We start from the raw sequence: 19,126 nt of genomic DNA, 5'->3' as shown, positions 1-19,126 counted from the left end.
GATACCCGGTCGGCATGACCAGGGCATCGGTGGACCGGCGTAACGAACGCAGCGAGCTAGCGTCGGAAGCAGGCGCCTCGAACACCGATCTGAGGCGAGAACGTCCACGCTGCAAGGAAGGTAGTGCAATGCCAGCCATTCCGTTGAGCAAGATCCTCTACACCGCCGAGGCGGTCACCGAAGGCGGCCGGTCGGGGCACGGCCGCACTTCTGACGGCCGCCTGGAAGTCGATCTTTCGGTGCCCGACGACATGGGCGGTACGGGTGGACCAGGCACCAACCCCGAGCAACTGTTCGCCATCGGCTACGGGGCTTGTTTCCAGTCGGCCATGCTGGCGATCGCCCAAGGACACAAGCTTGACGCCGGCGACTCCCGCATCACCGCCCGCGTCGGAATCGGCCCGACCGGACATGGCGGCTTCGGCATCCAGGTCGCCCTGGACCTGCACGCGCCGCACCTTATGCCTGACGCTGCCGCCTACCTGATGACCGAGGCGGACAAGCGTTGCCCCTATTCCAACGCCACCCGCGGCAACATTCAGGTCATGCTCAGCGTCGACGGGACACCGATCGAGGAGATCGTCAGGAGCGACCAAGGCGCTGCATGACCGACCGTGCCTGCGAGTTTGTGGTCAGCTGAGGCCCTTGAGGAGTTGGCGGGCCATGACGATGCGCTGGACCTGGTTGGTGCCTTCGTAGATTTGCGTGATCTTGGCGTCGCGCATCATGCGTTCGACGGGGTAGTCGTGGGTGTAGCCGTAGCCGCCGAGGAGTTGTACTGCGTCGGTGGTGACCGCCATCGCCACGTCGGAGGCGAAGCACTTGGCGGCGGCGCCGAAGTATGTGAGGTCGGAGTCGCCGCGTTCGGAGCGGGCCGCCGCGGCGTACGTGAGCTGGCGGGCCGCTTCGATCCTCATGCCCATGTCGGCGAGCATGAACTGCAGGCCCTGGAACTCGGCGATCGCCTTGCCGAACTGCTTGCGCTCCTTGACGTAGCCGAGGGCGTAGTCGAGCGCTCCCTGCGCGATGCCGAGCGCCTGGGCGGCGATCGTCACGCGGGTGTGGTCGAGCGTCGCCATCGCGGTGCTGAAGCCGGTGCCGGGCGCGCCGATCATCCGGGACGCGGGGATCCGGACGTTGTCGAAGTACACCTCGCGGGTCGGCGAGCCCTTGATGCCGAGCTTCTTCTCGGGCGCGCCGAAGGAGACGCCGTCGTCGGACTTCTCGACCACGAAGGCGCTGATCCCCTTCGACCGGGCGTCCGGGTCCGTCACCGCGAAGACGGTGTAGAAATCGCTCACCCCGGCGTTGGTGATCCAGCGCTTCACGCCGTTCACCACGTACTCCGAACCGTCGGCAACCGCGCGAGTCTTCATCGAGACGGCGTCCGAGCCTGCCTCCGGCTCCGACAGGCAGTACGAGAACATCGAGTCACCCGCGGCCACCGGCGGCAGGTACTTCTCCTTGACCTCGTCCGACCCGGACAGCAGCAACGGCAGCGAGCCAAGCTTGTTCACGGCCGGGATCAGCGAGGTGGACGCGCAGGCGCGGGCCACCTCTTCGATCACGATCACGGTGGCGAGCGCGTCCGCCCCGGCGCCGCCGTACTGCTCGGGGATGTGCGGGGCGTGGAAGTCCGACGCCTTGAGCGCGTCGTACGACGCCTTGGGGAACTCGGCGAGCTCGTCCACGCCGCCGGCGTTCGGGGCCACCTTCGCGTCGCAGACGTCGCGAACGGCCTCGCGGATCGCCTGGTGCTCCTCGGACAGCGCGTACAGGTCGAATGAGTTACTCACGAGTTGCAATGTACGACGAATCGCCCGCCGCCGGGACCCGGCGTACCCGGAAAGTGACCAACAGCGCACCCCCGCGGCACCCGGTGGCCATGAGCCTGTCATCAGTTGCTCATCGGCATCGGTAGAGTCCCTGGCATGACTCAAGGCACGCCCACCAGCGAGCGACCGCTGCGGATTTCGGTGATCGGCACGAACTACCTCGGCGCCAACACCGCCGCCGGGATGGCCGAGTTCGGCTTCGACGTGATCGGCGTCGAGATCGACGAGCACCGGCTCAAGCTGCTCAACGACGGCAAGGCTCCGCTGTACGAACCGGGCCTGGATCCATTGCTGAAGAAACACGTGGACTCCGGCCGGCTGCGTTTCACCAAGGACTACACCGAGATCGCCGACTGGGCCGACGTGCACTTCATCTGCGTGGGCACGCCGCAGACCGAGGGCAGTGACGCCGCCGACCTGTCCCAGGTGAACTCGGTGGTCGACATGCTCGCGCCGGGCCTGACCCGGCCGTGCCTGGTGGTCGGCCGCTCCACCGTCCCGGTCGGTACGGCGAAGCTGGTGGAGCAGCGGTTCCAGACCGAGGCTCCCGCCGGCGAGGGCATCGAGCTCGCCTGGCAGCCGGAGTTCCTCCGCGAGGCGCACGGCGTCGAGGACACCCTGCACCCGGATCGGCTGGTCTTCGGCGTCGAGACCGAGGCCGCCGAGACCCGGCTGCGCCAGGTGTTCGCCCAGCCGATCGCCGAAGGCACCCCGGTGGTCGTCTGCAACCGGCCCACCGCCGAACTGGTCAAGGGCGGCGCGAACGCCTTCCTGGCCACGAAGATCTCCTTCATCAACGCGCTCGCGGAGATGGCCGACGCGGCCGGCGCGGACGTCACTCAGCTCGCCGACGCGCTCGGCCACGACAAGCGGATCGGCCGCGGCATGCTGAACGCGGGTCCGGGGTACGGCGGGGGCTGCCTGCCGAAGGACCTGCGCTCGTTCATGGCCCGGGCGGGTGAGCTCGGCGTGGAAGAGGTGATCACGCTGCTCCGCGAGGTCGACGACATCAACCAGCGCCGCCGCGGCCGGATCGTCGACGTGGTGCACGAACTGCTCGGCGCCGAGTGGGTCGGCAAGAAGGTCACCGTGCTCGGCGCCGCCTTCAAGGCAGGCACCGACGACGTCCGGGACTCGCCCGCGCTCGACGTGGCCGGCCGGATCCAGCTGCACGGCGCGACCGTCACGGTCTACGACCCGGAGGCGATGGAGAACGCGCGCCAGGTCCGCCCAACGCTGCGGTACGCCGCATCCGCGGCCGAGGCGTGCGAGGGCGCACACCTGGTCCTGCACCTCACCGAGTGGCCCGAGTTCCGCGAGCTCGACCCGGCCGCGCTGCGGGGTGCCGTCGAGAACCCGGTGGTGGTCGACGCGAGGCTGTCCCTCGACTCGAAGAAGTGGCGCGACGCCGGCTGGACCTACAAGGCCCCCGGCAAGCCGTAAGTCTCCGCGCGCTGGGGTTCCCGACTCACGTGGAACCCCAGCTACGCGACGGTGGCGTTGCGGAGGACCGGGCGGGTCAGGGCGATCAGGCCGATCAGGATCGAGGCGACGGCGATGCCGAGGCACACGCCTGTGATGCCAACGCTCGGCACGTCTGCGAACGTGCCGAGCACCGGGTTCATCACCACCAGCGCGAGGCTCTGACACAGCACCACGACGGACTGCAGGCGCGACTGGTACTCGCGCTCCACCGAGTTCATCAGCAACGGCAGCACGTGGCCTGTGAACGTCCCGACGCCGATACCGCTGACCACACCGGCCGCGATCGTCAGCGGCAGCGGATCCAGCACCGCCAGCCCCAGCAGCCCGACGCCGGCCAACAGGAGGCCGAAGGCCGCGAACATGCCGGGGCGCGGGAAGGCGCCGCGGGTGAGGATGCGCAGCGCAATCACGCCGACACCCAGGCTCCGGCTGGCCACCAGCAGACCAGCGGTCGATGCGTCCCAGCCGTGAGCCCTTGCCAGCAAGGGCAGCAACAGCGCGTCCAAGGGCATCAGCAGACCTGCCGCCACCGTCATCGTGATCAGCAGCGCGCGGGTCAGCGGGCGGCCGAAGGCCATCCTGATGCCGTCCGCGATCGAGCGGAACATGCCCGTGCGTGGACCCGTCTGCTCCGGCGCGGGCTCCCGCAGTACGAGCAGGACGACGATCATCACGCCGAAGGTCAGCGCATCGAACCCGGAGGCCGCCGTCAGGCCCGACCAGCTCACCAGCACGCCGCCGACCGCCGTACCGGTGACGGCGAAGACGACCCCGGTCACCTGGAAGCTCGCCAGCGCTCGCGGCACCTGCTCCGCCGGCACCAGCAGCCGTGGCATCGACCGGGACGACGGCAGGAAGAACGCGTCGATCACGCCGACGACGAGCGCGGTCGCGAGCAGCAGCCAGACAGGTTCACCGACAGCCAGCGTGGCCGGCACCAACGCCAGCGTGAGCAGGAACATCGCCGTACAACTGGCGAGCAGCACCTTGGGCGCGCCGTACCGGTCGCCGATGGCGCCACCGATCAGCAACAGGGCGGCGCGGGGCGCGGCGGCCACGAGGAGCACCAGCCCGGCGGTCCGGCCACCGTGCTGGCTGGCGGACCATCCGATGGCAAAAGTCATCGTCAGGTCGCCGAGGAGGGACACAGCGGCACCGAACAGCCAGATCCAGTAGCGGACCGGGATGCGCTGTGTGTCCGGTTCTGCGGGCGGAGTCACGATCGACGACCTTAGACGACAATGGACGGGATCACACGGCTACCCTGCCCGAGGCTGTGGAAACCGGATCGGTCAGGATTTACGCAACTCTTCCGCGCCATCACGGACGGTGCTTCCCTTCGCCCGGGCCAGCTCGGCCAGGCCCTCCTGGAAGGCGGTCATCCGGTCCCGCAGCTTCTCGTCGTGCGCCGCCAGGATCCGTACCGCGAGCAGGCCTGCGTTGCGGGCGTTCCCGATCGACACGGTGGCCACCGGGACCCCGGCCGGCATCTGCACGATGGACAGCAGCGAGTCCATCCCGTCCAGGTACTTCAGCGGCACCGGGACGCCGATCACCGGCAGCGGCGTCACCGCGGCGAGCATGCCCGGCAGGTGCGCGGCCCCACCGGCCCCGGCGATCAGCACCTTCAGCCCGCGCCCGTGCGCCCCGCGGCCGTAGTCGATCATCTCTACCGGCATCCGGTGCGCGGAGATCACGTCGGCCTCGAAGGGCACGTCGAACTCGACACACACCTCCGCCGCCGCCTTCATCGTCGGCCAGTCCGAGTCGGACCCCATCACGATTCCCACGCTCATGCTGCCCGTCCTCCGTCGGTGGTGCCGGTCATTCGTCGATGGTGCCGGTCAGGTATGCCGCGGCGTGTCGCGCGCGCTCGCGGGTCTCCTCCAGGTCGTCCCCGTACGCCGTGACGTGGCCGATCTTGCGCCCCGGCTTCACGGACTTCCCGTAGAAGTGCACCTTCAGCCCCGGGTCGCGCGCCATGCAGTGCAAGAGTCCGAGGTGCATGTCCTCCACATCACCGCCCAGCACATTGACCATCACCGTGTACGGCGAACGCGCCGCGGGTGACCCGAGCGGCAGGTCGAGTACTGCGCGCAGGTGGTTCTCGAACTGGCTGGTGACGGCGCCCTCGATCGACCAGTGGCCGGTGTTGTGCGGGCGCATCGCGAGCTCGTTCACCAGCAGCCGGCCGTCGCGGGCCTCGAACATCTCGACCGCGAGGATCCCGACCACGCCGAGCTCCTTGGCGATCCGCAGCGCCGTCTGCTGGGCCTGGGCGGCCCGATCCGGCGCGAGACCGGGCGCGGGCGCGGTGACCTCGACGCAGATCCCGTCCTTCTGAACGGATTCCACCACCGGGTAGGCGACCGCCTGGCCGTGCGGCGACCGCGCGACGATCGCGGACAGCTCGCGAACGAAGTCGACCCTCTCCTCGGCGAGGATCGGCACCGTCGCCCGGAACGCCTCCTCGACGGTCGGGTCGTCGGCACTCCGAGCCACCCAGACACCCTTGCCGTCGTAGCCACCGCGGGTGGTCTTCAGGATGATCGGGAAGCCGCCGATGCGCTTGGCGAAGTCCTCCACATCCGCCTTGGACGCGACCACCTGGTGCGCCGGCGCGGGAGCGTCGAACGCGTCCAGCCGCTGCCGCATCACCGCCTTGTCCTGGGCGTGCACCAAGGCGTCCGGACCAGGCCGCACCTTGACCCCGTCCGCCTCAAGCTGACGGAGCAGGTCGGTCGGCACGTGCTCGTGGTCGAACGTGACCACGTCCGCCTCGGCGGCGAACCGGCGTACGGTCTCGGGGTCGCGGTAGTCGCCCACCGGCGCGTCGGCGACGGCCTGCGCGGCGGACACCGCCGGCCCTTCCGCGAGCACCCGCAACTGGATCCCCAGCGCGATCGCCGCCTCCTGCGTCATCCGCGCCAGCTGACCACCCCCGACCATGCCGACCACGGGCGTCCCGACGGGTAGATCTTTCCGCTCGAACTTCACGGGTGGAGCCTAATGTGCTGACAACAGGGGGTACGCCGCGGGCTGGTTCGGCGCGCGGCGGATTTCGGTGTCGGACCGGTTGCCGGGTACCGTGGGGAACCGCCCTGACCAGTAGTCCGTGTTCACAGAGAGTTTCCTGGACCGTTGAAGATCGTCACAAGGCTGTACCGCCAGGTCGAGCACCTGGTGCACGAAGTGGCCAAGTTCGGTCTGGTTGGACTTCTCGGCATGATCGTGGACCTGCCGATCTACAACTGGCTCGTCTTCGACAACCCTCTCGTGTTCGGTACGCCGGGTGACGGCATGCTGCACCACAAGCCGCTGACCGCGAAGGTGATCTCGGTTACGGTGGCCACCGTCGCGACGTACCTGGGCAACCGGCACTGGACCTGGAAGCACCGCGAGCGCACCGGGCTGCACCGCGAGTACGTGCTCTTCTTCGTGCTGAACGGCATCGGCCTGCTGATCGCGGCTGCCTGCCTCGGCTTCTCCCGCTACGTCCTCGACCTGCACAACGCGCTGGCCGACAACATCGCCGCGAACGTCATCGGTCTGGGTCTGGGCACGCTGTTCCGCTTCTGGTCGTACCGCAAGTTCGTCTTCCGTGAGGAGATCGAACTGGACGAGGTGGAGCACCCCAAGGCCCCGGACTCCCCGGCCGCTCTGGACGCCGAGAGCACCGGCGACCTCCCGGCCATCCGCTGACTCTCAGTTCATCGTTCGGCCCGGGCCTCGACGCAGATCAAGGTCTGCTGACCCGCTGCCACGAGTGACCGCTTTGGGCCCAGAACGCCGAACACCTCGAACTGGCACACGGTCAGCGTCCGTCCGGATCTGAGCACCTTCCCGACTGCTTCGAGGTGCTCGCCTTCGGCAGGTGCGAGCAGGTTGACCTTGTACTCGACGGTGAGAACCGACGTGTTCGCGGGGAACAGCGTGAAGGCCGCATAGCCGCCCGCACTGTCCGCGATCGCGCTGGTGGCTCCGGCGTGGAAGTAGCCGTGCTGCTACAGCTCTCCTCGAGAGACGCCTGCCGGCTTCCCGGCCTCCGTCAGCGGCGGTCGTTGTCGTCGGAGCTGAAGAGGGTTTCGGCGTCCGGATCGACGGGCTGCTGCTGGCGGGGACGGCGTTGCAGGTGCTCCGGCGGGGCCTCGTCGTCGAGGATCCCGTCGCCGGGCTTGCCCTCGGGGCCCCCGAAGAGCAGGTCGGACATCTGCAGGTGCATGTGCTCCACGTGCGGCACGTCCGGCAGGATCACCTGGCCGCGCTCACCGGCGGACTCGATCTGCAGCGTCCCGCAACCGAGGATCCGGTCGATCAGGCCGTGCTCGTAGGACACGTCGTTGATCCGCATCAGCGGGATGTCGCGGCCGGTCCGGGTGAGGATGCCGTGCCGGGTGATCAGCCGCCGGTTGGTCAGCGTGTAGGTCGAGAAGAACCAGTTCAGGAACGGCTTGGCGCCGAACACGACCAGCACCAGCAGGCCCACCACGCCGATTGCGATCCGGCCCGGGGTCTGCAGGCTGCCCTGGGGCACGATCGCGGCCAGGAAACCGCCGCCGGCCGCCACCACGAGCAGCAGGAAGACCGGGAAGATCAGCGCCTTCCAGTGCGTCCGGGTGCTGACGACGACGTACTCGTCCTCACCCAACAACTTCGCCGAGATTGCCATGTCTCCAGTCTCACAGTTCCCGGGGCCGCTGTCGCCGCCCGACACGATCAGGCGGGGACGCCCCACTGATGGTTGAACCTTAACTAATTTGATGCTTCACAAAATGGATACAGTCCGCAAAGATGCGCGAGGGGGTTACCACCCGAGCACATGGCGTGACCACCGGGGGACTGGACAACTGAGGAGAGCAGTGATGGGCATCTTGTCGGTCCTCGATCGGGAGCACACCGTCGCGCCCCCGGGCTACAGCCGCTGGCTGATCCCGCCGGCCGCCCTGGCGGTCCACCTGTGCATCGGTCAGGCGTACGCGACCAGCGTCTACAAGACCTCGATGGTCAAGCACTTCGACGCCAGCCAGACCCAGATCGGGATCATCTTCAGCATCGCGATCGTGATGCTCGGCCTGTCCGCCGCGGTCGGCGGTACCTGGGTCGAGCGCAACGGCCCGCGCAAGGCCATGTTCGTGTCCGCCTGCTTCTGGGCCAGCGGCTTCCTGGTCGGCGCCCTGGGCATCGGGACCGGTCAGCTCTGGCTGGTCTACCTGGGCTACGGCGTGATCGGCGGCATCGGGCTCGGGATCGGCTACATCTCGCCGGTGTCCACCCTGATCAAGTGGTTCCCCGACCGGCCGGGCCTGGCGACCGGCCTGGCGATCATGGGCTTCGGCGGCGGCGCCCTGGTGGCCAGCCCGCTGTCGCGCCAGCTGCTCAGCCTGTACGACGACGGCTACGACCCGGACAACTCCGCCTCGGTGGCCGGAGGTAGTGCCCTGGTCGCGCTGTTCCTGACTCTCGGCATCGGCTACTTCGTCGTGATGATGTTCGGCGTGTTCAACATCCGCGTTCCCGCCGAGGGCTGGAAGCCGGACGGGTTCGACCCGGCCAAGGTGGAGACGAAGGCCCTCGTCACCAAGGCGAACGTGTCCGCCGCGAACGCGATCAAGACCCCGCAGTTCTGGCTCCTGTGGGTGGTCCTGGCCTGCAACGTCACCGCCGGCATCGGCATCCTCGAGCAGGCCAGCCCGATGATCCAGGACTTCTTCCGCAGTGACGACGGCAAGTCGACGGTCGCGGTGGCCGCGGCCGCCGGCTTCGTCGGGTTGCTGTCGATCTTCAACATGGGCGGGCGGTTCGCCTGGTCGACGACCTCCGACATCATCGGCCGCAAGCCGATCTACATGATGTACCTGGGCGTCGGCATGATCGCCTACTTCCTGCTGGCGACGGTCGGCCACAACAGCACGGCGATCTTCGTCCTGCTGGCGGCGGTGATCATCTCCTTCTACGGCGGCGGATTCGCCACCGTGCCGGCCTACCTGCGCGACCTGTTCGGCACTTACCAGGTCGGCGCCATCCACGGCCGGCTGCTGACCGCGTGGTCCGTGGCGGGCATCGCCGGACCGCTCATCATCAACGGCTTCCTCGACCGGGAGGGCAAGCCGGGCACTCTGACGGCCGAGGCCTACCGGCCGGCTTTGTTCACCATGATCGGCGTGCTCGCGGTCGGCTTCATCGCGAACCTGCTGATCAGCCCGGTCGCGGCCCGGTTCCACGAGCAGAGCAAGGTAACAACCTCGGAGGCAGCGAAATGAACCAGACACCCCGTCTCGTTGTCTCCTGGGCGCTAGTCGCGGTACTACTCGGCTACGGCGTGATCCAAACGCTGGTCACCGCGGCCAAACTCTTCACCCACTAGCCCGCAGATAATTCACATCGCCGGCGGTCAGCGGACGAAGGCCGTCGGCGTAACCATCCGCCCTCCGGCTACGCATTCGCGGCCGATATGCCCAGCTCCAGGGCCTACAAGATCGTTCAGTGGCATGCCACACTGACCTGACGCGCCGGGGGACCTCAGTCGCTGATAACCATCCGCCGACTGAGGCGTTATCAATGCACGATGCAGGACGTGGCCGATCGGCTGATGTCCAGCTGGGGGGTGGATGAGCATTACACGCGACAACGCAGACCACGACCGTTGGGCGAAACAGGCACACAGCTACACATCACTCACGACCGATCTCAGCCGCGACTCTGAGTTCCTCCGCTCGGCCGGACTAGTGCCGAACCTCCTCGAACTGATCGGCGACACCGAAGACAAAGTGGTGCTTGACGCCGGCTGCGGCAGTGGCTGGTTGTTCGATTCGCTGCCCGCCCTGGAGAGATGGGAATGTGATCTCACGCCACCACCTTGCCGGCCGGGGATCAACACAAGCCGCCAGGACATCACCCAGCTGACGTATCGTGACGAGACCTTCGACATCGCCGTCTCCAGCCTCGTCCTCATGTGGGTCGAAGATCTTCGCAAATCTCTCGGCGAACTGTGGCGGGTCACTCGGCCCGGCGGCACCATGATCGTCGCTCTGGTCCACCCGTATTTCGCCCATGCGGGGACGGCGACCGCCGAAGGCTTCCTCATCAACCGCGCGCTGGCGAAGAACAAAATCTATTCGGACTACTACATCTCAGGAATCATCGGCCCACTCGTCTATTACTACCGGAAGCCGGAAGAATACTACAACGAGGCGATACAGGCCGGGTGGCGTCTGACCCATTTTCGCGACTGGTTCCTCGACATGCACGACTACGAGACCCTCGCCGGCGGACGCCAGACTGAAACCGACAGGACCGGCCTCGTCCCCACATTCTCATTCTTCGTCGGTACGAAATAGAGCCGATCCTCAGCCGAACTGGACGTCACGCATGGGAAGATCCGCAGTGCTCGTGACCGGTGCATCCGGCTTCATCGGGCGACATGTCGTCGACCGACTGTTGCACAACGGCACGGAGGTGATCGCTTTCGACTGCCGGATAGACACCCGGAACCGACGCGACATCGAATTCATAGTCGGCGACATCAGGGATGAGGTTGCGGTCGCCGAAGCGGTCGGTCAGGCCACCTCCTGGATTCATCTGGCGGGAGTGCTGGGGACCCAGGAAACCATCAGCAATCCGCGACCCGCCGCGGAAGTAAACATTCTCGGCGGGCTGAACGTCCTCCAAGCCGCCTCCCAGCACCGCACTCCCGGCACCTATATTTCCGTCGGCAACTGGTTCGAGGACAACCCGTACAGCCTGACCAAATACTCAGTCGAGCGATTCTGCTCCATGTACCGCAAGTACCACGATGTGAACGTGGGAGTGGTCCGGGGTTTCAACGCCTACGGCCCTGGTCAGTCGATTCCCCCGCCCTATGGCCGGGGCCCGGTCCGCAAGATCGTGCCGTCATTCGTCAGTCGTGCGATCCACGGAGACGACATCGAGATATATGGCAGCGGACAACAGGTCATGGACATGATCTATGTCACCGATCTGGCGAACATCATCGTCGCCTGCACCGATTACCTCACGGACGGCGGAGATGCCGACGTGATCTTCGAGGCCGGCACCGGACGACGTACCACTGTCGCCGAAATAGCCGGCGAGGTGTTGAGGGCGGTTGGCAGCGGCCAGATCAAGCACCTGCCGATACGAAAGGGCGAGACAGCGGACTCGGTCGTGCTGGCGAATCCCGAGACGCTCGGCCCGTTGGGCATCAGGACCAATGACCTGATATCGCTGGAAGCCGGCATCAAGCAGACCGTCGAGCACTACCGAAAAGAATTCAGCGTGACATCCGATTCGAGAAGTGCCAGAAACTGAGGGCGATGACCATGCAGGAAAACACACTCATCCTGATCAAACCTGACGCCTACCGGCGGCGCCTCACCGGAGAAATCCTGCGACGCTTCGAGGCAGCCGGACTCGCCATCTCCTCGATCAGGGTTTCAATCGACGAAGTAGACCTGACGGAGGCGCACTACCCTCGCGACGCGGACTGGTTGGCGACGGTCGGCGGAAAGACGCTCGAGGACTACCAGTCGATGGGATTCTCGACCAGTCAGTCACTGGGCACGGAAGACCCCCTGGAAATAGGCAAGATCATCCGTGGCAGGCTGGTGACCTTTCTTCAGAGCGGGCCTGTCATACCCGCCGTGTTATCCGGAAACCGGGCGATCCAGAATGTTCGCAAGCTGGTCGGGGCCACCCTGCCCGTCTTCGCCGCTCCCGGAACAATCCGCGGCGACCTGAGCTCGGACTCGACTGACTTTGCAAACAGCGAGGAGCGTCCCGTCGAAAACCTGATCCATGCGTCCGGTGATCCAGCGGAGGCCGAACGAGAAATAGCCCTGTGGTTTCACACCAACTGATCGACTATCGCACATCCGATTTCGGTACTACCCAAGGAAAGTCCATGACACGCAGTCGAGAAGAAATCATCGCCGGCCTTCCGACGGAGGTGAACCTCCTGACCCGCATCGAGGTCCTGAAGAACCTCAAGCGACAGAATCCGCTGGCCGACGGAGATCGGCGGGAATATGTGGCCGAGCACTCGTGGCATATAGCACTGGGAGTGATCCTGCTGTCGGACTACTGCCCTTACGACATCGACATCGCCCACACGGTGCTACTCGCGACGGTTCACGACGTCGTCGAAGCATTCGTCGGAGACACGTTCGCGTTCGGCAGCGAGGTACAAGGTCAGCAGGAGCGCGAAGAAGGAGCGATCCTTGCCATCAAGGAGAGGTTCCCGGCCGATGCGACCGAGCGTCTGGCGCAGTACTGGCGTGAGTATGAGGATCAGCAGACGCCTGAAGCCAAGTTCGTCAAGGGTGTCGACGCCTTCCTGCCGATCCTGCTGAACTTTCTGAATCCGGAGAATTCCTCGTGGCGTCAGCACGGCGTCGAGGCGGCGAAGGTGCAGAAGCGCCTCCGGAGGGTGGATCAGTCGCTTGGAGAGCTCGCCGGACTGAATGAAGAGATGATACTTCGGGCGGTCGCAGAGGGAATTCTCAGCTAGTCTGGAACTCGAACCATCTGGGGGGAACCAATGGCTCAACAGTTAGTGACACTGGCAGCAGCGGTCATCGGCGCCTTACTCGGCTTGGCGGCTCCCCTTGTCGCCAACTCGATAGCGCGCCGGGATCGCGATGTCGAAGCCCAGCGACAGATCGCGACGCAGATATTCGAGATCTTCGACTCGGCCGAGCCTCTGCCCGACGTCCTGGCATTGGATGAGAGTGGGGCCAGGCGCAGGCTGTACCTGTTGTCATTGAGGCTGAGGAGCGAATCCGCACGTGTTGCCGTGATGCGCGTCGTCGCCATCAGTGGTGGCCGGCCGGTCGACAACGACGAGCTGCACGAAGCGTGGTTCGTGATGATGGACGAAGTCGGCCGCTTGTGGCGGCAGACCTCAAAGTTGTCAGCCCGCCATGTCTGACAGTCGGGACGCGCCAGAGGTACGGGCGGCGAATCGGGCGCTGGGGCGGCCCAATCAGCCGCCCGCAATTCCGATCTCGCGCACTGTGCCCCTCCAAGGGAGTAACTCCGACGAGGTGGACAGAATACTGGCCGGGCTCTTGACCTCAGACCAGGTGGACATCATCGGCGTCCTGCCTTCGCACTGCTCTATTCGCCTGGTCCAACTGTTCGATGAGCTGCGCAGTCGCGAGCCGCACGCAAGCCTGCCGGCTCGCGTGCGGTATTTCACGCCGGCCCGCGAACGAGTGATGCTCTACCGTCAACCAGGTGTGCTCGGAACTCTTGTGCAGCGGTGGATCTCCGGCGTTACCGGACTGCGGAACTGGTTGGCGCCGCGGACAGCAGATCCGAATGCGTCGGATCGTCTGACCATCTACGAATTCAATGACCTGTACCTGGACTGCATCGTCTACGCGAGATCCGGATCGGACGAGTCAGCCGCGATCATCAGTCAACTTCCGATAGTCGCGCCACCTCAGTCACCGGTGTCCATGGTTGCCCCCGAACTGGTGGTCTCCCGTATGTCGGCGGAACAGGTTCGCGATCTGCACTCCTACCTCAGCAACCTCGAGGACCATGCGATCGAACTCACTCCTCGGCAGATTCGCTGCGCCATGGACAGTTCCATGCAGGTCGGCGATGAGTTCACTCCCGCCATCCGACGCATCGCGCCGTACGGTCGACTGGCTCCTGACGATGTCGAGCCGATCTCGGTCGTGGCAGTGTGCGTGCGAACGGCCGCCGGCCCCTCCGTGATTCTGAAGCAGCGCAATGAGCACAACTCGCGGGACGACTTCAGCACGCTTTCGCTGATCAGCGAGCGTGTTCTCCTGGAAGATCTGGTCGACCCCACTCTTGGCCCCTTGGCCGACCTCGAGGATGCACTTGACGACCTCTGGATCAGGTCCGGACAGCCCGAGGAGTTCAGCCTTCCGGAGAAGTCGTTCCGGAATGCAGCGCAGCGCGAACTCTTCCTGTCCTGCGGCCTGGATGTGCACACCAGCAGATTGGAATTGGTCGGGTCCACCATACTCGACCGGGAACAGGAGACCACCTACCTCGGATTCTTCATCTACAAGCTCGACCTGATGCGAAATGACGAGGTCGACGAACTCAAACAGGCGCGCTCGTGGAATACCGCACTGACCGTGGTTCCGGCGCGCGACTTGTTCGGGCGTACCTACCGCCCTCGGTTGAACCGGTTGCTCCGACGGAAGGAAGACTGGCTGAGGCGGACCATATTCGATGCACTCTGACGCGACAGGGGGAAAATGAACGTGGTCTTGATTGATGGCGAGCGGTCGATGGACGTCGCGCCGGACTTCGTGATCTCGGCGCTGCTGTACCGCGATCCTTCGAGGTCCGAAGTGCTTGTCGGCGTGCGTCGTGCCACACCCTTGGTCCGTAGATTTCCCGGCGTTGTCAGCATTCCGACCATGGGACTGCCGGCGGATCTGCTACCCGTCCTTGCGCCTGACCTGGACCTGGCCAATTTGGAGATCGGCGTCTTCCCGGTCCGAGGGCAGCCTCCTGTCGAAATCGGACGAGGCGGGTATCTCTCAAACGCGACTGCCTATGTTCTGGAAAACCTGCTGGCCCGCAAACTCGGCCTCGCAGATGCTCTGATAGAGGCGCGCTTCGCGGGGACCGCACACCTGCACGCTCATTCATTTGACGAGGTTGCCGACCCGCTCGGAACGAATCAGTCGCGCTGGACGATAATGTTGAACTACAGCATAGTCATCACCGCAGGGCAGGATCAGATAGCCGCCCGGACGAACTCCTATGTCCCTTTGATCTGGACGTCACCCGAGCGCCTTCGATCAGCAATAGACGCGGGGGACGCGTTGCTGATCGACGACACACTGAATCCGTTCGAGGTATGCATTCACGGCCTCTGCCTGCGGTCAATCCCACCGATCACTCCCTGAAATATCAGTACCGCTCCACCGGCCAGCGATCTGAAGGAATGCGACTGCCATGCCCTTGGTTTCAATAGCGAGCCTCGTTCGCCGCTTCCAGAACTCCGTGGACCAGTCAGACGACCGTGCTGCCGCCGAGTTGGCCTTCGTCCTCGCAGAACGGCTAAGACGGGAGGGGCTTCTTCAGGACGCCCGCAAGTACGCGGCGGTGTGCCTCGACTTGTCGTCCCGATTGCCGTCACATTCCTTGGAGGATGTCAGCGTCGACGAGCTGTCGATCGGCGGAATTCCACTGCCGGAGCGATTTCACGCCGGCGTCGTCCGGGCGCGATTGGAAGGCCTCCTCGATCCGTGATCTGCGGGCCAGTTCAGCCAGTCAGCTAGTCCGCAGATGAGTCACGTCGCCGGCGGCCAGGGGGCGTGGGCCGTCGGCTGTGTCGACCACCAGGCGGCCGTCCGCGTCCATCTCCCTGGCCGTGCCCTCCAGGAAAGTGCCGTCGGGTAGTTCTACCCGTACGGGGCGACCGAAGGTGGCTGACAGCTCGGTGTACTCCGGCAGGATCACCGCGGGATCCCCGGCAGCATCCACCCAGGTCTGGTACCGCGTCGCCAGCTCGCGCAGTACTGCGGCCATCACTGTCGCGCGGTCCGTGGTCGCGGCGCCTTCCAGGGCAAGGGAGGTCGCCGCGGGGTGGGGTCGCTCGTCCTCGCGCAAGGTGACGTTCAGACCGATGCCCACGACCGCGGCGGGGCCGTCCACCCGCTCCAGCAGGATTCCCGCCAGCTTGCGGTCATCCACGAGTACGTCGTTGGGCCACTTCACTTGTGCCGGGATCTCCCCGACCCGGCGTACGGCTGCAGCGACGGCCAGTGGGACCAGCAGGCCCAGCCACGGCCAGCGGACGGCCGCGACAGCCGTCGGGCGCAGCAGGGCCGACATGAGCACTGCCGAGCGAGCCGGAGTGGTCCACGTGCGGCCCAGTCGCCCACGGCCCGACGACTGGTACTCCGCCGCCACCACCAGCCCCTCGGCCGCTCCAGCGCGTGCTGCTGCCGCCACTACCGCGTTGGTCGACTCCGTCTCGGTCAGTACGTCGATCTGGCTCCACAGGGAGCCGGGACGGACCAGCCGCCCCTGCAGGAACCGCGCGTCGAGCGGCGGCCTGTCCAGGTCCTCGAACATCAGCCGGTGTTCTGCAGACCGGCGGCGACGCCTGACACGGTCAGCAGCAGCAATCGCCTGGTCCGGACGATCTGCTCCTCGTCCAGCGAGTCATCCGTCCGCAAGGTCCGAAGGGCTCGCAGCTGGAGGTAGCTCAGCGCGTCCACGTACGGGTTGCGCAGCTCGACCGCACGGCCGAGCACCCGGCGGCCGCTGAGCAGCCGATCGCTGTCGAGCACCTTCAGCACCCACTGGGTGGTCAGTTCGTGCTCGTCCAGCATCTGCTGGGTGAGGTCCGGCCGGTCGCCCAGCTCGAGGTAGCGCCCGAGGATGCGCCGGTCCGTCTTGGCCAGCGACATCTCGGCGTTCTCCAGCATCACCTGGAACAACGGCCAGTTCTTGTTCGCGTCCTGCAGTACTGCGACGTCCCCGACGGCGGCGAGGGCGGAACCCAGCCCGTACCAGCCTGGGGCGTTCACCCGGGCCTGCGACCAGGCGAAGACCCACGGGATCGCCCGCAGGTCCTCCAGGCTCGACACGGCCACTCCCCGGCGCGCCGGCCGTGACCCCAACGGCAACTGCCCGAGCTCCTCCAGCGGGGTGACCCGGCCGAACCACTCCGCGAATCCCGGGGCCTTCACGAGCCGGTGGTACGTCGTACGGGAGGCCTCGTCCATGGTCTTCTCGACGACGGCGAACCGGTCGGCCGCAGCGGCGGCACGCTCCTCGATGGCAGGGGTGGAGGCCAGCAGGGTCGCGGCCGTCACCTGCTCGATGTGGCGCTGGGCGATCGCGGCGTTGCCGTAGCGGGCGGGGATCGCCTCGCCCTGCTCGGTGAGCTTGAACCGGCCCGCGACCGAGCCCGGAGCCTGGGCGAGCACCGCGCGATTCGCGGGGCCGCCGCCGCGGCCCAGGGCACCACCCCGGCCGTGGAACAGGGTCAGCCGGATCGCGTTGCGCTGCGCCCACGCGGTGATCCGCGCCTGCGCGTCGTACAGGGCCAGGGTGGCCGAGACCGGGCCGACGTCCTTGGCGGAGTCGGAGTAGCCCAGCATGACCTCGAAGCGCCGGTCGTTGGCCGTGAGGCGGTGCCGGACCCGGGTGAGCTGGATCGCGTTGTCCAGCACCTCCACCGAGTTCTGCAGGTCCTCACCGGTCTCGAACAGCGGTACTACGTCCAGCTCGATCGGGCGGCCGTCCATCGCGGCGTCGGCGAGCTCGTAGACGGCCGCGAGGTCCCCGGCGTTGCGGGTGAACGACACGACGTACCGGCGGCAGGCCTCGGGACCGAAGCGCTGCTGGATCTGCCCGATCACCCGGAGGGTCGCCAGGACTTCCTCCGTCTGGTCGGAGAGCTCGCCACCGCCGAGCACATCCTCGAGCGCCTTGGTGTGCACCGACGAGTGCTGCCGTACCTCGAGCTCGGCTAGGTGGAACCCGAAAGAGCTCACCTGCCAGATCAGCTGCTGCAGCTCGCCGTACGCCTGGCGCGGTGCCCCGGCGGACACCAGGGAGTCCTGCAGCACCTTGAGTTCGTGGAGGAAGTCAGTGGCGCGGGGGTAGCCGAAGTCGGCGTCCCGGGCGCGAGTGGCAGCCAGCCGGCGCGCTGCGAGCAGAAGCAGCTGGCGGTGCGGCTCGGACGGCGACCGGGTCTCGATGTCGGCGATCAGGTCGGGGTTGACGGCGCGGGCGTCCTCCAGGAGCCGCCGGACCGGAGCGGACGGCGGAGTGGTCGCCGAGTCCAGGGTGAGGGCGCGGCCGAGCTGGTCCGTGGCGCCCTCGAGCGCACGCAGTACGTGGTCGGCCTGGATCTGCATGGCCTCGCGGGTGATCGCGGCGGTGACGTTCGGGTTGCCGTCCCGGTCGCCGCCGATCCACGAGCCGAGCCGGACGAACGGCGCCACCACGGGCTGCTTGGTGCCGGCGGCCTCTCCCGCGAGCGCGTCGTCGAGCCGCCGGTAGACGTTGCCCACGACATCGAACAGGGTCTCCTCGAAGACCGCCATCGCCGAGCGGACCTCGTCCAGCGGGGTCGGCCGGCTGGTCCGCAGCTGCGAGGTACGCCAGAGGATGTCGATCTGCTCGACCAGGCGGCGCTGGTTCTCGGCCAGCTCGCTGTCGCCGGTCCGCGGGTCGCTCCGCTCCTCCAGCAGCGTCGAGATCCGCCGGATGGTCGCCAGTACCGCGCGCCGCCGGGCCTCGGTGGGGTGGGCGGTCAGCACCGGGCGGAACTCGAGCCCGTTGAGCAGAGCCCGGGCCTGCTGCTCCCCGGACTCCAGCGAGATCTTCTCGACCGCCTGGGCGAGCTCCGACACCGACGGCGCGTCACCCGCGCGGTCGCGCTCGCGCAGGACCCGGGCGCGGTGCAGCTCCTCGCTCAGGTTGGTCAGGTGGAAGTAGCAGGTGAAGGCGCGGGCGACGTCCTCGGCGCGTTCGTGCGGCCAGGAGGCGACCAGCCGCTCGGCCCCCTCGCCGTCTCCGGCGATGGTCAGCTCGCGGAGCCTCTCGACGTCGTCCAGCAGCGGCTGGCCCGCGTACTCGACCAGGACGCGGCCGAGCAGCTCACCGAGCAGGCGCACGTCGGCGCGCAGTTCCTCGGGGACTTCGAAACGTGCGCGGGTACGAGTGCGGGCGTTCGCCTGACTGCCGGTCTCGGTCACGTTCGCCCACGATATCCGTGGCCGCACACTCTCGCCTCTCAGTCCGACCAGTGAGCGACAACCGTGACCTAGCGTGACGAAGAGTGGGGGTGACGC

The 19,126-nt window shown here is 66.6% G+C and carries 20 protein-coding genes and 1 pseudogene; 13 read left to right on the top strand and 8 right to left on the bottom strand.

The window, feature by feature from the left end:
• Window positions 1-128: 128 nt before the first annotated feature.
• Entirely contained in the window at window positions 129-608 is a 480-nt protein-coding gene (locus tag ACFPJ1_RS16505) for an Ohr family peroxiredoxin (RefSeq protein WP_380104862.1), read from the top strand.
• Between the two features lie 24 nt (window positions 609-632).
• Here the strand turns inward: ACFPJ1_RS16505 and ACFPJ1_RS16500 are convergent, their stop codons facing one another.
• On the bottom strand, window positions 633-1,796 hold the full coding sequence (locus tag ACFPJ1_RS16500; protein ID WP_380104701.1) for an acyl-CoA dehydrogenase family protein: 1,164 nt from the start codon (window positions 1,794-1,796) through the stop codon (window positions 633-635).
• 135 nt (window positions 1,797-1,931) lie between these two features.
• Between ACFPJ1_RS16500 and ACFPJ1_RS16495 the strand changes: the two genes are divergently transcribed.
• On the top strand, window positions 1,932-3,278 hold the full coding sequence (locus ACFPJ1_RS16495) for a UDP-glucose dehydrogenase family protein (protein ID WP_380104699.1): 1,347 nt from the start codon (window positions 1,932-1,934) through the stop codon (window positions 3,276-3,278).
• Between the two features lie 41 nt (window positions 3,279-3,319).
• Here the strand turns inward: ACFPJ1_RS16495 and ACFPJ1_RS16490 are convergent, their stop codons facing one another.
• The 3 genes from ACFPJ1_RS16490 to ACFPJ1_RS16480 all read right to left on the bottom strand — a co-directional run bounded on the left by ACFPJ1_RS16490 (window position 3,320) and on the right by ACFPJ1_RS16480 (window position 6,317).
• Complete coding sequence (locus ACFPJ1_RS16490) at window positions 3,320-4,540, bottom strand: MFS transporter (protein WP_380104697.1); 1,221 nt, start codon at window positions 4,538-4,540, stop codon at window positions 3,320-3,322.
• Window positions 4,541-4,612: 72 nt separating this feature from the next.
• Window positions 4,613-5,116 carry a 5-(carboxyamino)imidazole ribonucleotide mutase gene (gene purE, locus ACFPJ1_RS16485; protein WP_380104695.1) on the bottom strand — a complete coding sequence of 168 codons (504 nt, stop codon included), beginning with the start codon at window positions 5,114-5,116 and terminating at the stop codon, window positions 4,613-4,615.
• 28 nt (window positions 5,117-5,144) lie between these two features.
• Entirely contained in the window at window positions 5,145-6,317 is a 1,173-nt protein-coding gene (locus tag ACFPJ1_RS16480; RefSeq protein WP_380104692.1) for a 5-(carboxyamino)imidazole ribonucleotide synthase, read from the bottom strand.
• A gap of 144 nt (window positions 6,318-6,461) precedes the next feature.
• Between ACFPJ1_RS16480 and ACFPJ1_RS16475 the strand changes: the two genes are divergently transcribed.
• Window positions 6,462-7,022 (top strand): GtrA family protein, encoded by a 561-nt coding sequence (locus tag ACFPJ1_RS16475; RefSeq protein WP_380104690.1) that lies wholly within the window; start codon window positions 6,462-6,464, stop codon window positions 7,020-7,022.
• An 8-nt stretch (window positions 7,023-7,030) separates the two neighbouring features.
• Here the strand turns inward: ACFPJ1_RS16475 and ACFPJ1_RS16470 are convergent.
• Both ACFPJ1_RS16470 and ACFPJ1_RS16465 read right to left on the bottom strand, forming a co-directional pair.
• A pseudogene (locus ACFPJ1_RS16470) lies at window positions 7,031-7,309 on the bottom strand (PaaI family thioesterase); the annotation flags it as partial.
• Between the two features lie 59 nt (window positions 7,310-7,368).
• The gene (locus tag ACFPJ1_RS16465; RefSeq protein WP_380104688.1) at window positions 7,369-7,989 is read right to left on the bottom strand and encodes a PH domain-containing protein; all 621 of its coding nucleotides are present in this window, start codon (window positions 7,987-7,989) and stop codon (window positions 7,369-7,371) included.
• Window positions 7,990-8,182: 193 nt separating this feature from the next.
• Between ACFPJ1_RS16465 and ACFPJ1_RS16460 the strand changes: the two genes are divergently transcribed.
• The 10 genes from ACFPJ1_RS16460 to ACFPJ1_RS16420 all read left to right on the top strand — a co-directional run bounded on the left by ACFPJ1_RS16460 (window position 8,183) and on the right by ACFPJ1_RS16420 (window position 15,563).
• Complete coding sequence (locus ACFPJ1_RS16460) at window positions 8,183-9,580, top strand: OFA family MFS transporter (RefSeq protein WP_380104686.1); 1,398 nt, start codon at window positions 8,183-8,185, stop codon at window positions 9,578-9,580.
• The gene (locus tag ACFPJ1_RS43310; protein ID WP_417498489.1) at window positions 9,577-9,684 is read left to right on the top strand and encodes an MFS transporter small subunit; all 108 of its coding nucleotides are present in this window, start codon (window positions 9,577-9,579) and stop codon (window positions 9,682-9,684) included. The genes ACFPJ1_RS16460 and ACFPJ1_RS43310 overlap by 4 nt, the downstream gene beginning before the upstream one ends.
• A 244-nt stretch (window positions 9,685-9,928) precedes the next feature.
• Window positions 9,929-10,657 (top strand): class I SAM-dependent methyltransferase, encoded by a 729-nt coding sequence (locus ACFPJ1_RS16455; protein WP_380104684.1) that lies wholly within the window; start codon window positions 9,929-9,931, stop codon window positions 10,655-10,657.
• A 46-nt stretch (window positions 10,658-10,703) separates the two neighbouring features.
• Window positions 10,704-11,627 carry an NAD-dependent epimerase/dehydratase family protein gene (locus tag ACFPJ1_RS16450; RefSeq protein ID WP_380104682.1) on the top strand — a complete coding sequence of 308 codons (924 nt, stop codon included), beginning with the start codon at window positions 10,704-10,706 and terminating at the stop codon, window positions 11,625-11,627.
• Window positions 11,628-11,632: 5 nt separating this feature from the next.
• Complete coding sequence (locus ACFPJ1_RS16445; RefSeq protein ID WP_380104681.1) at window positions 11,633-12,175, top strand: nucleoside-diphosphate kinase; 543 nt, start codon at window positions 11,633-11,635, stop codon at window positions 12,173-12,175.
• Window positions 12,176-12,219: 44 nt separating this feature from the next.
• On the top strand, window positions 12,220-12,825 hold the full coding sequence (locus tag ACFPJ1_RS16440; protein ID WP_380104680.1) for an HD domain-containing protein: 606 nt from the start codon (window positions 12,220-12,222) through the stop codon (window positions 12,823-12,825).
• Between the two features lie 30 nt (window positions 12,826-12,855).
• A complete protein-coding gene (locus ACFPJ1_RS16435) occupies window positions 12,856-13,245 on the top strand; it encodes a hypothetical protein (RefSeq protein WP_380104678.1) in 390 nt (129 codons plus the stop codon).
• A 154-nt stretch (window positions 13,246-13,399) separates the two neighbouring features.
• Window positions 13,400-14,542, top strand: a complete 1,143-nt coding sequence (locus ACFPJ1_RS16430) for a hypothetical protein (RefSeq protein WP_380104677.1) — start codon at window positions 13,400-13,402, stop codon at window positions 14,540-14,542.
• A gap of 15 nt (window positions 14,543-14,557) precedes the next feature.
• Window positions 14,558-15,217, top strand: coding sequence for a hypothetical protein (locus tag ACFPJ1_RS16425; protein WP_380104675.1), 660 nt, complete (start codon window positions 14,558-14,560; stop codon window positions 15,215-15,217).
• 49 nt (window positions 15,218-15,266) lie between these two features.
• The gene (locus tag ACFPJ1_RS16420) at window positions 15,267-15,563 is read left to right on the top strand and encodes a hypothetical protein (protein ID WP_380104673.1); all 297 of its coding nucleotides are present in this window, start codon (window positions 15,267-15,269) and stop codon (window positions 15,561-15,563) included.
• 21 nt (window positions 15,564-15,584) lie between these two features.
• Here the strand turns inward: ACFPJ1_RS16420 and ACFPJ1_RS16415 are convergent, their stop codons facing one another.
• The gene (locus ACFPJ1_RS16415; protein WP_380104672.1) at window positions 15,585-16,391 is read right to left on the bottom strand and encodes a biotin--[acetyl-CoA-carboxylase] ligase; all 807 of its coding nucleotides are present in this window, start codon (window positions 16,389-16,391) and stop codon (window positions 15,585-15,587) included.
• The gene (locus ACFPJ1_RS16410) at window positions 16,391-19,030 is read right to left on the bottom strand and encodes a phosphoenolpyruvate carboxylase (RefSeq protein WP_380104670.1); all 2,640 of its coding nucleotides are present in this window, start codon (window positions 19,028-19,030) and stop codon (window positions 16,391-16,393) included. Before ACFPJ1_RS16410 ends, ACFPJ1_RS16415 begins: the two co-directional genes overlap by 1 nt.
• Window positions 19,031-19,126 lie beyond the last annotated feature (96 nt).

This window comes from Kribbella qitaiheensis, from assembly GCF_042657745.1.
GTDB lineage: Bacteria > Actinomycetota > Actinomycetes > Propionibacteriales > Kribbellaceae > Kribbella > Kribbella qitaiheensis.
Note: the sequence above shows the minus strand (reverse complement) of the source record. Positions and strands in the feature narration are given on the sequence as shown.

Bases quoted from the DNA above. Each gene is read 5' to 3' on its own strand.
- ACFPJ1_RS16505 (WP_380104862.1), top strand. From the start codon at position 129: ATGCCAGCCATTCCGTTGAGCAAGATCCTCTACACCGCCGAGGCGGTC.
- ACFPJ1_RS16495 (WP_380104699.1), top strand. From the start codon at position 1,932: ATGACTCAAGGCACGCCCACCAGCGAGCGACCGCTGCGGATTTCGGTG.
- purE (WP_380104695.1), bottom strand. From the start codon at position 5,116: ATGAGCGTGGGAATCGTGATGGGGTCCGACTCGGACTGGCCGACGATG.
- ACFPJ1_RS16465 (WP_380104688.1), bottom strand. From the start codon at position 7,989: ATGGCAATCTCGGCGAAGTTGTTGGGTGAGGACGAGTACGTCGTCGTC.
- ACFPJ1_RS16460 (WP_380104686.1), top strand. From the start codon at position 8,183: ATGGGCATCTTGTCGGTCCTCGATCGGGAGCACACCGTCGCGCCCCCG.
- ACFPJ1_RS43310 (WP_417498489.1), top strand. From the start codon at position 9,577: ATGAACCAGACACCCCGTCTCGTTGTCTCCTGGGCGCTAGTCGCGGTA.
- ACFPJ1_RS16455 (WP_380104684.1), top strand. From the start codon at position 9,929: ATGAGCATTACACGCGACAACGCAGACCACGACCGTTGGGCGAAACAG.
- ACFPJ1_RS16445 (WP_380104681.1), top strand. From the start codon at position 11,633: ATGACCATGCAGGAAAACACACTCATCCTGATCAAACCTGACGCCTAC.
- ACFPJ1_RS16440 (WP_380104680.1), top strand. From the start codon at position 12,220: ATGACACGCAGTCGAGAAGAAATCATCGCCGGCCTTCCGACGGAGGTG.
- ACFPJ1_RS16435 (WP_380104678.1), top strand. From the start codon at position 12,856: ATGGCTCAACAGTTAGTGACACTGGCAGCAGCGGTCATCGGCGCCTTA.
- ACFPJ1_RS16425 (WP_380104675.1), top strand. From the start codon at position 14,558: ATGAACGTGGTCTTGATTGATGGCGAGCGGTCGATGGACGTCGCGCCG.
- ACFPJ1_RS16420 (WP_380104673.1), top strand. From the start codon at position 15,267: ATGCCCTTGGTTTCAATAGCGAGCCTCGTTCGCCGCTTCCAGAACTCC.
- ACFPJ1_RS16415 (WP_380104672.1), bottom strand. From the start codon at position 16,391: ATGTTCGAGGACCTGGACAGGCCGCCGCTCGACGCGCGGTTCCTGCAG.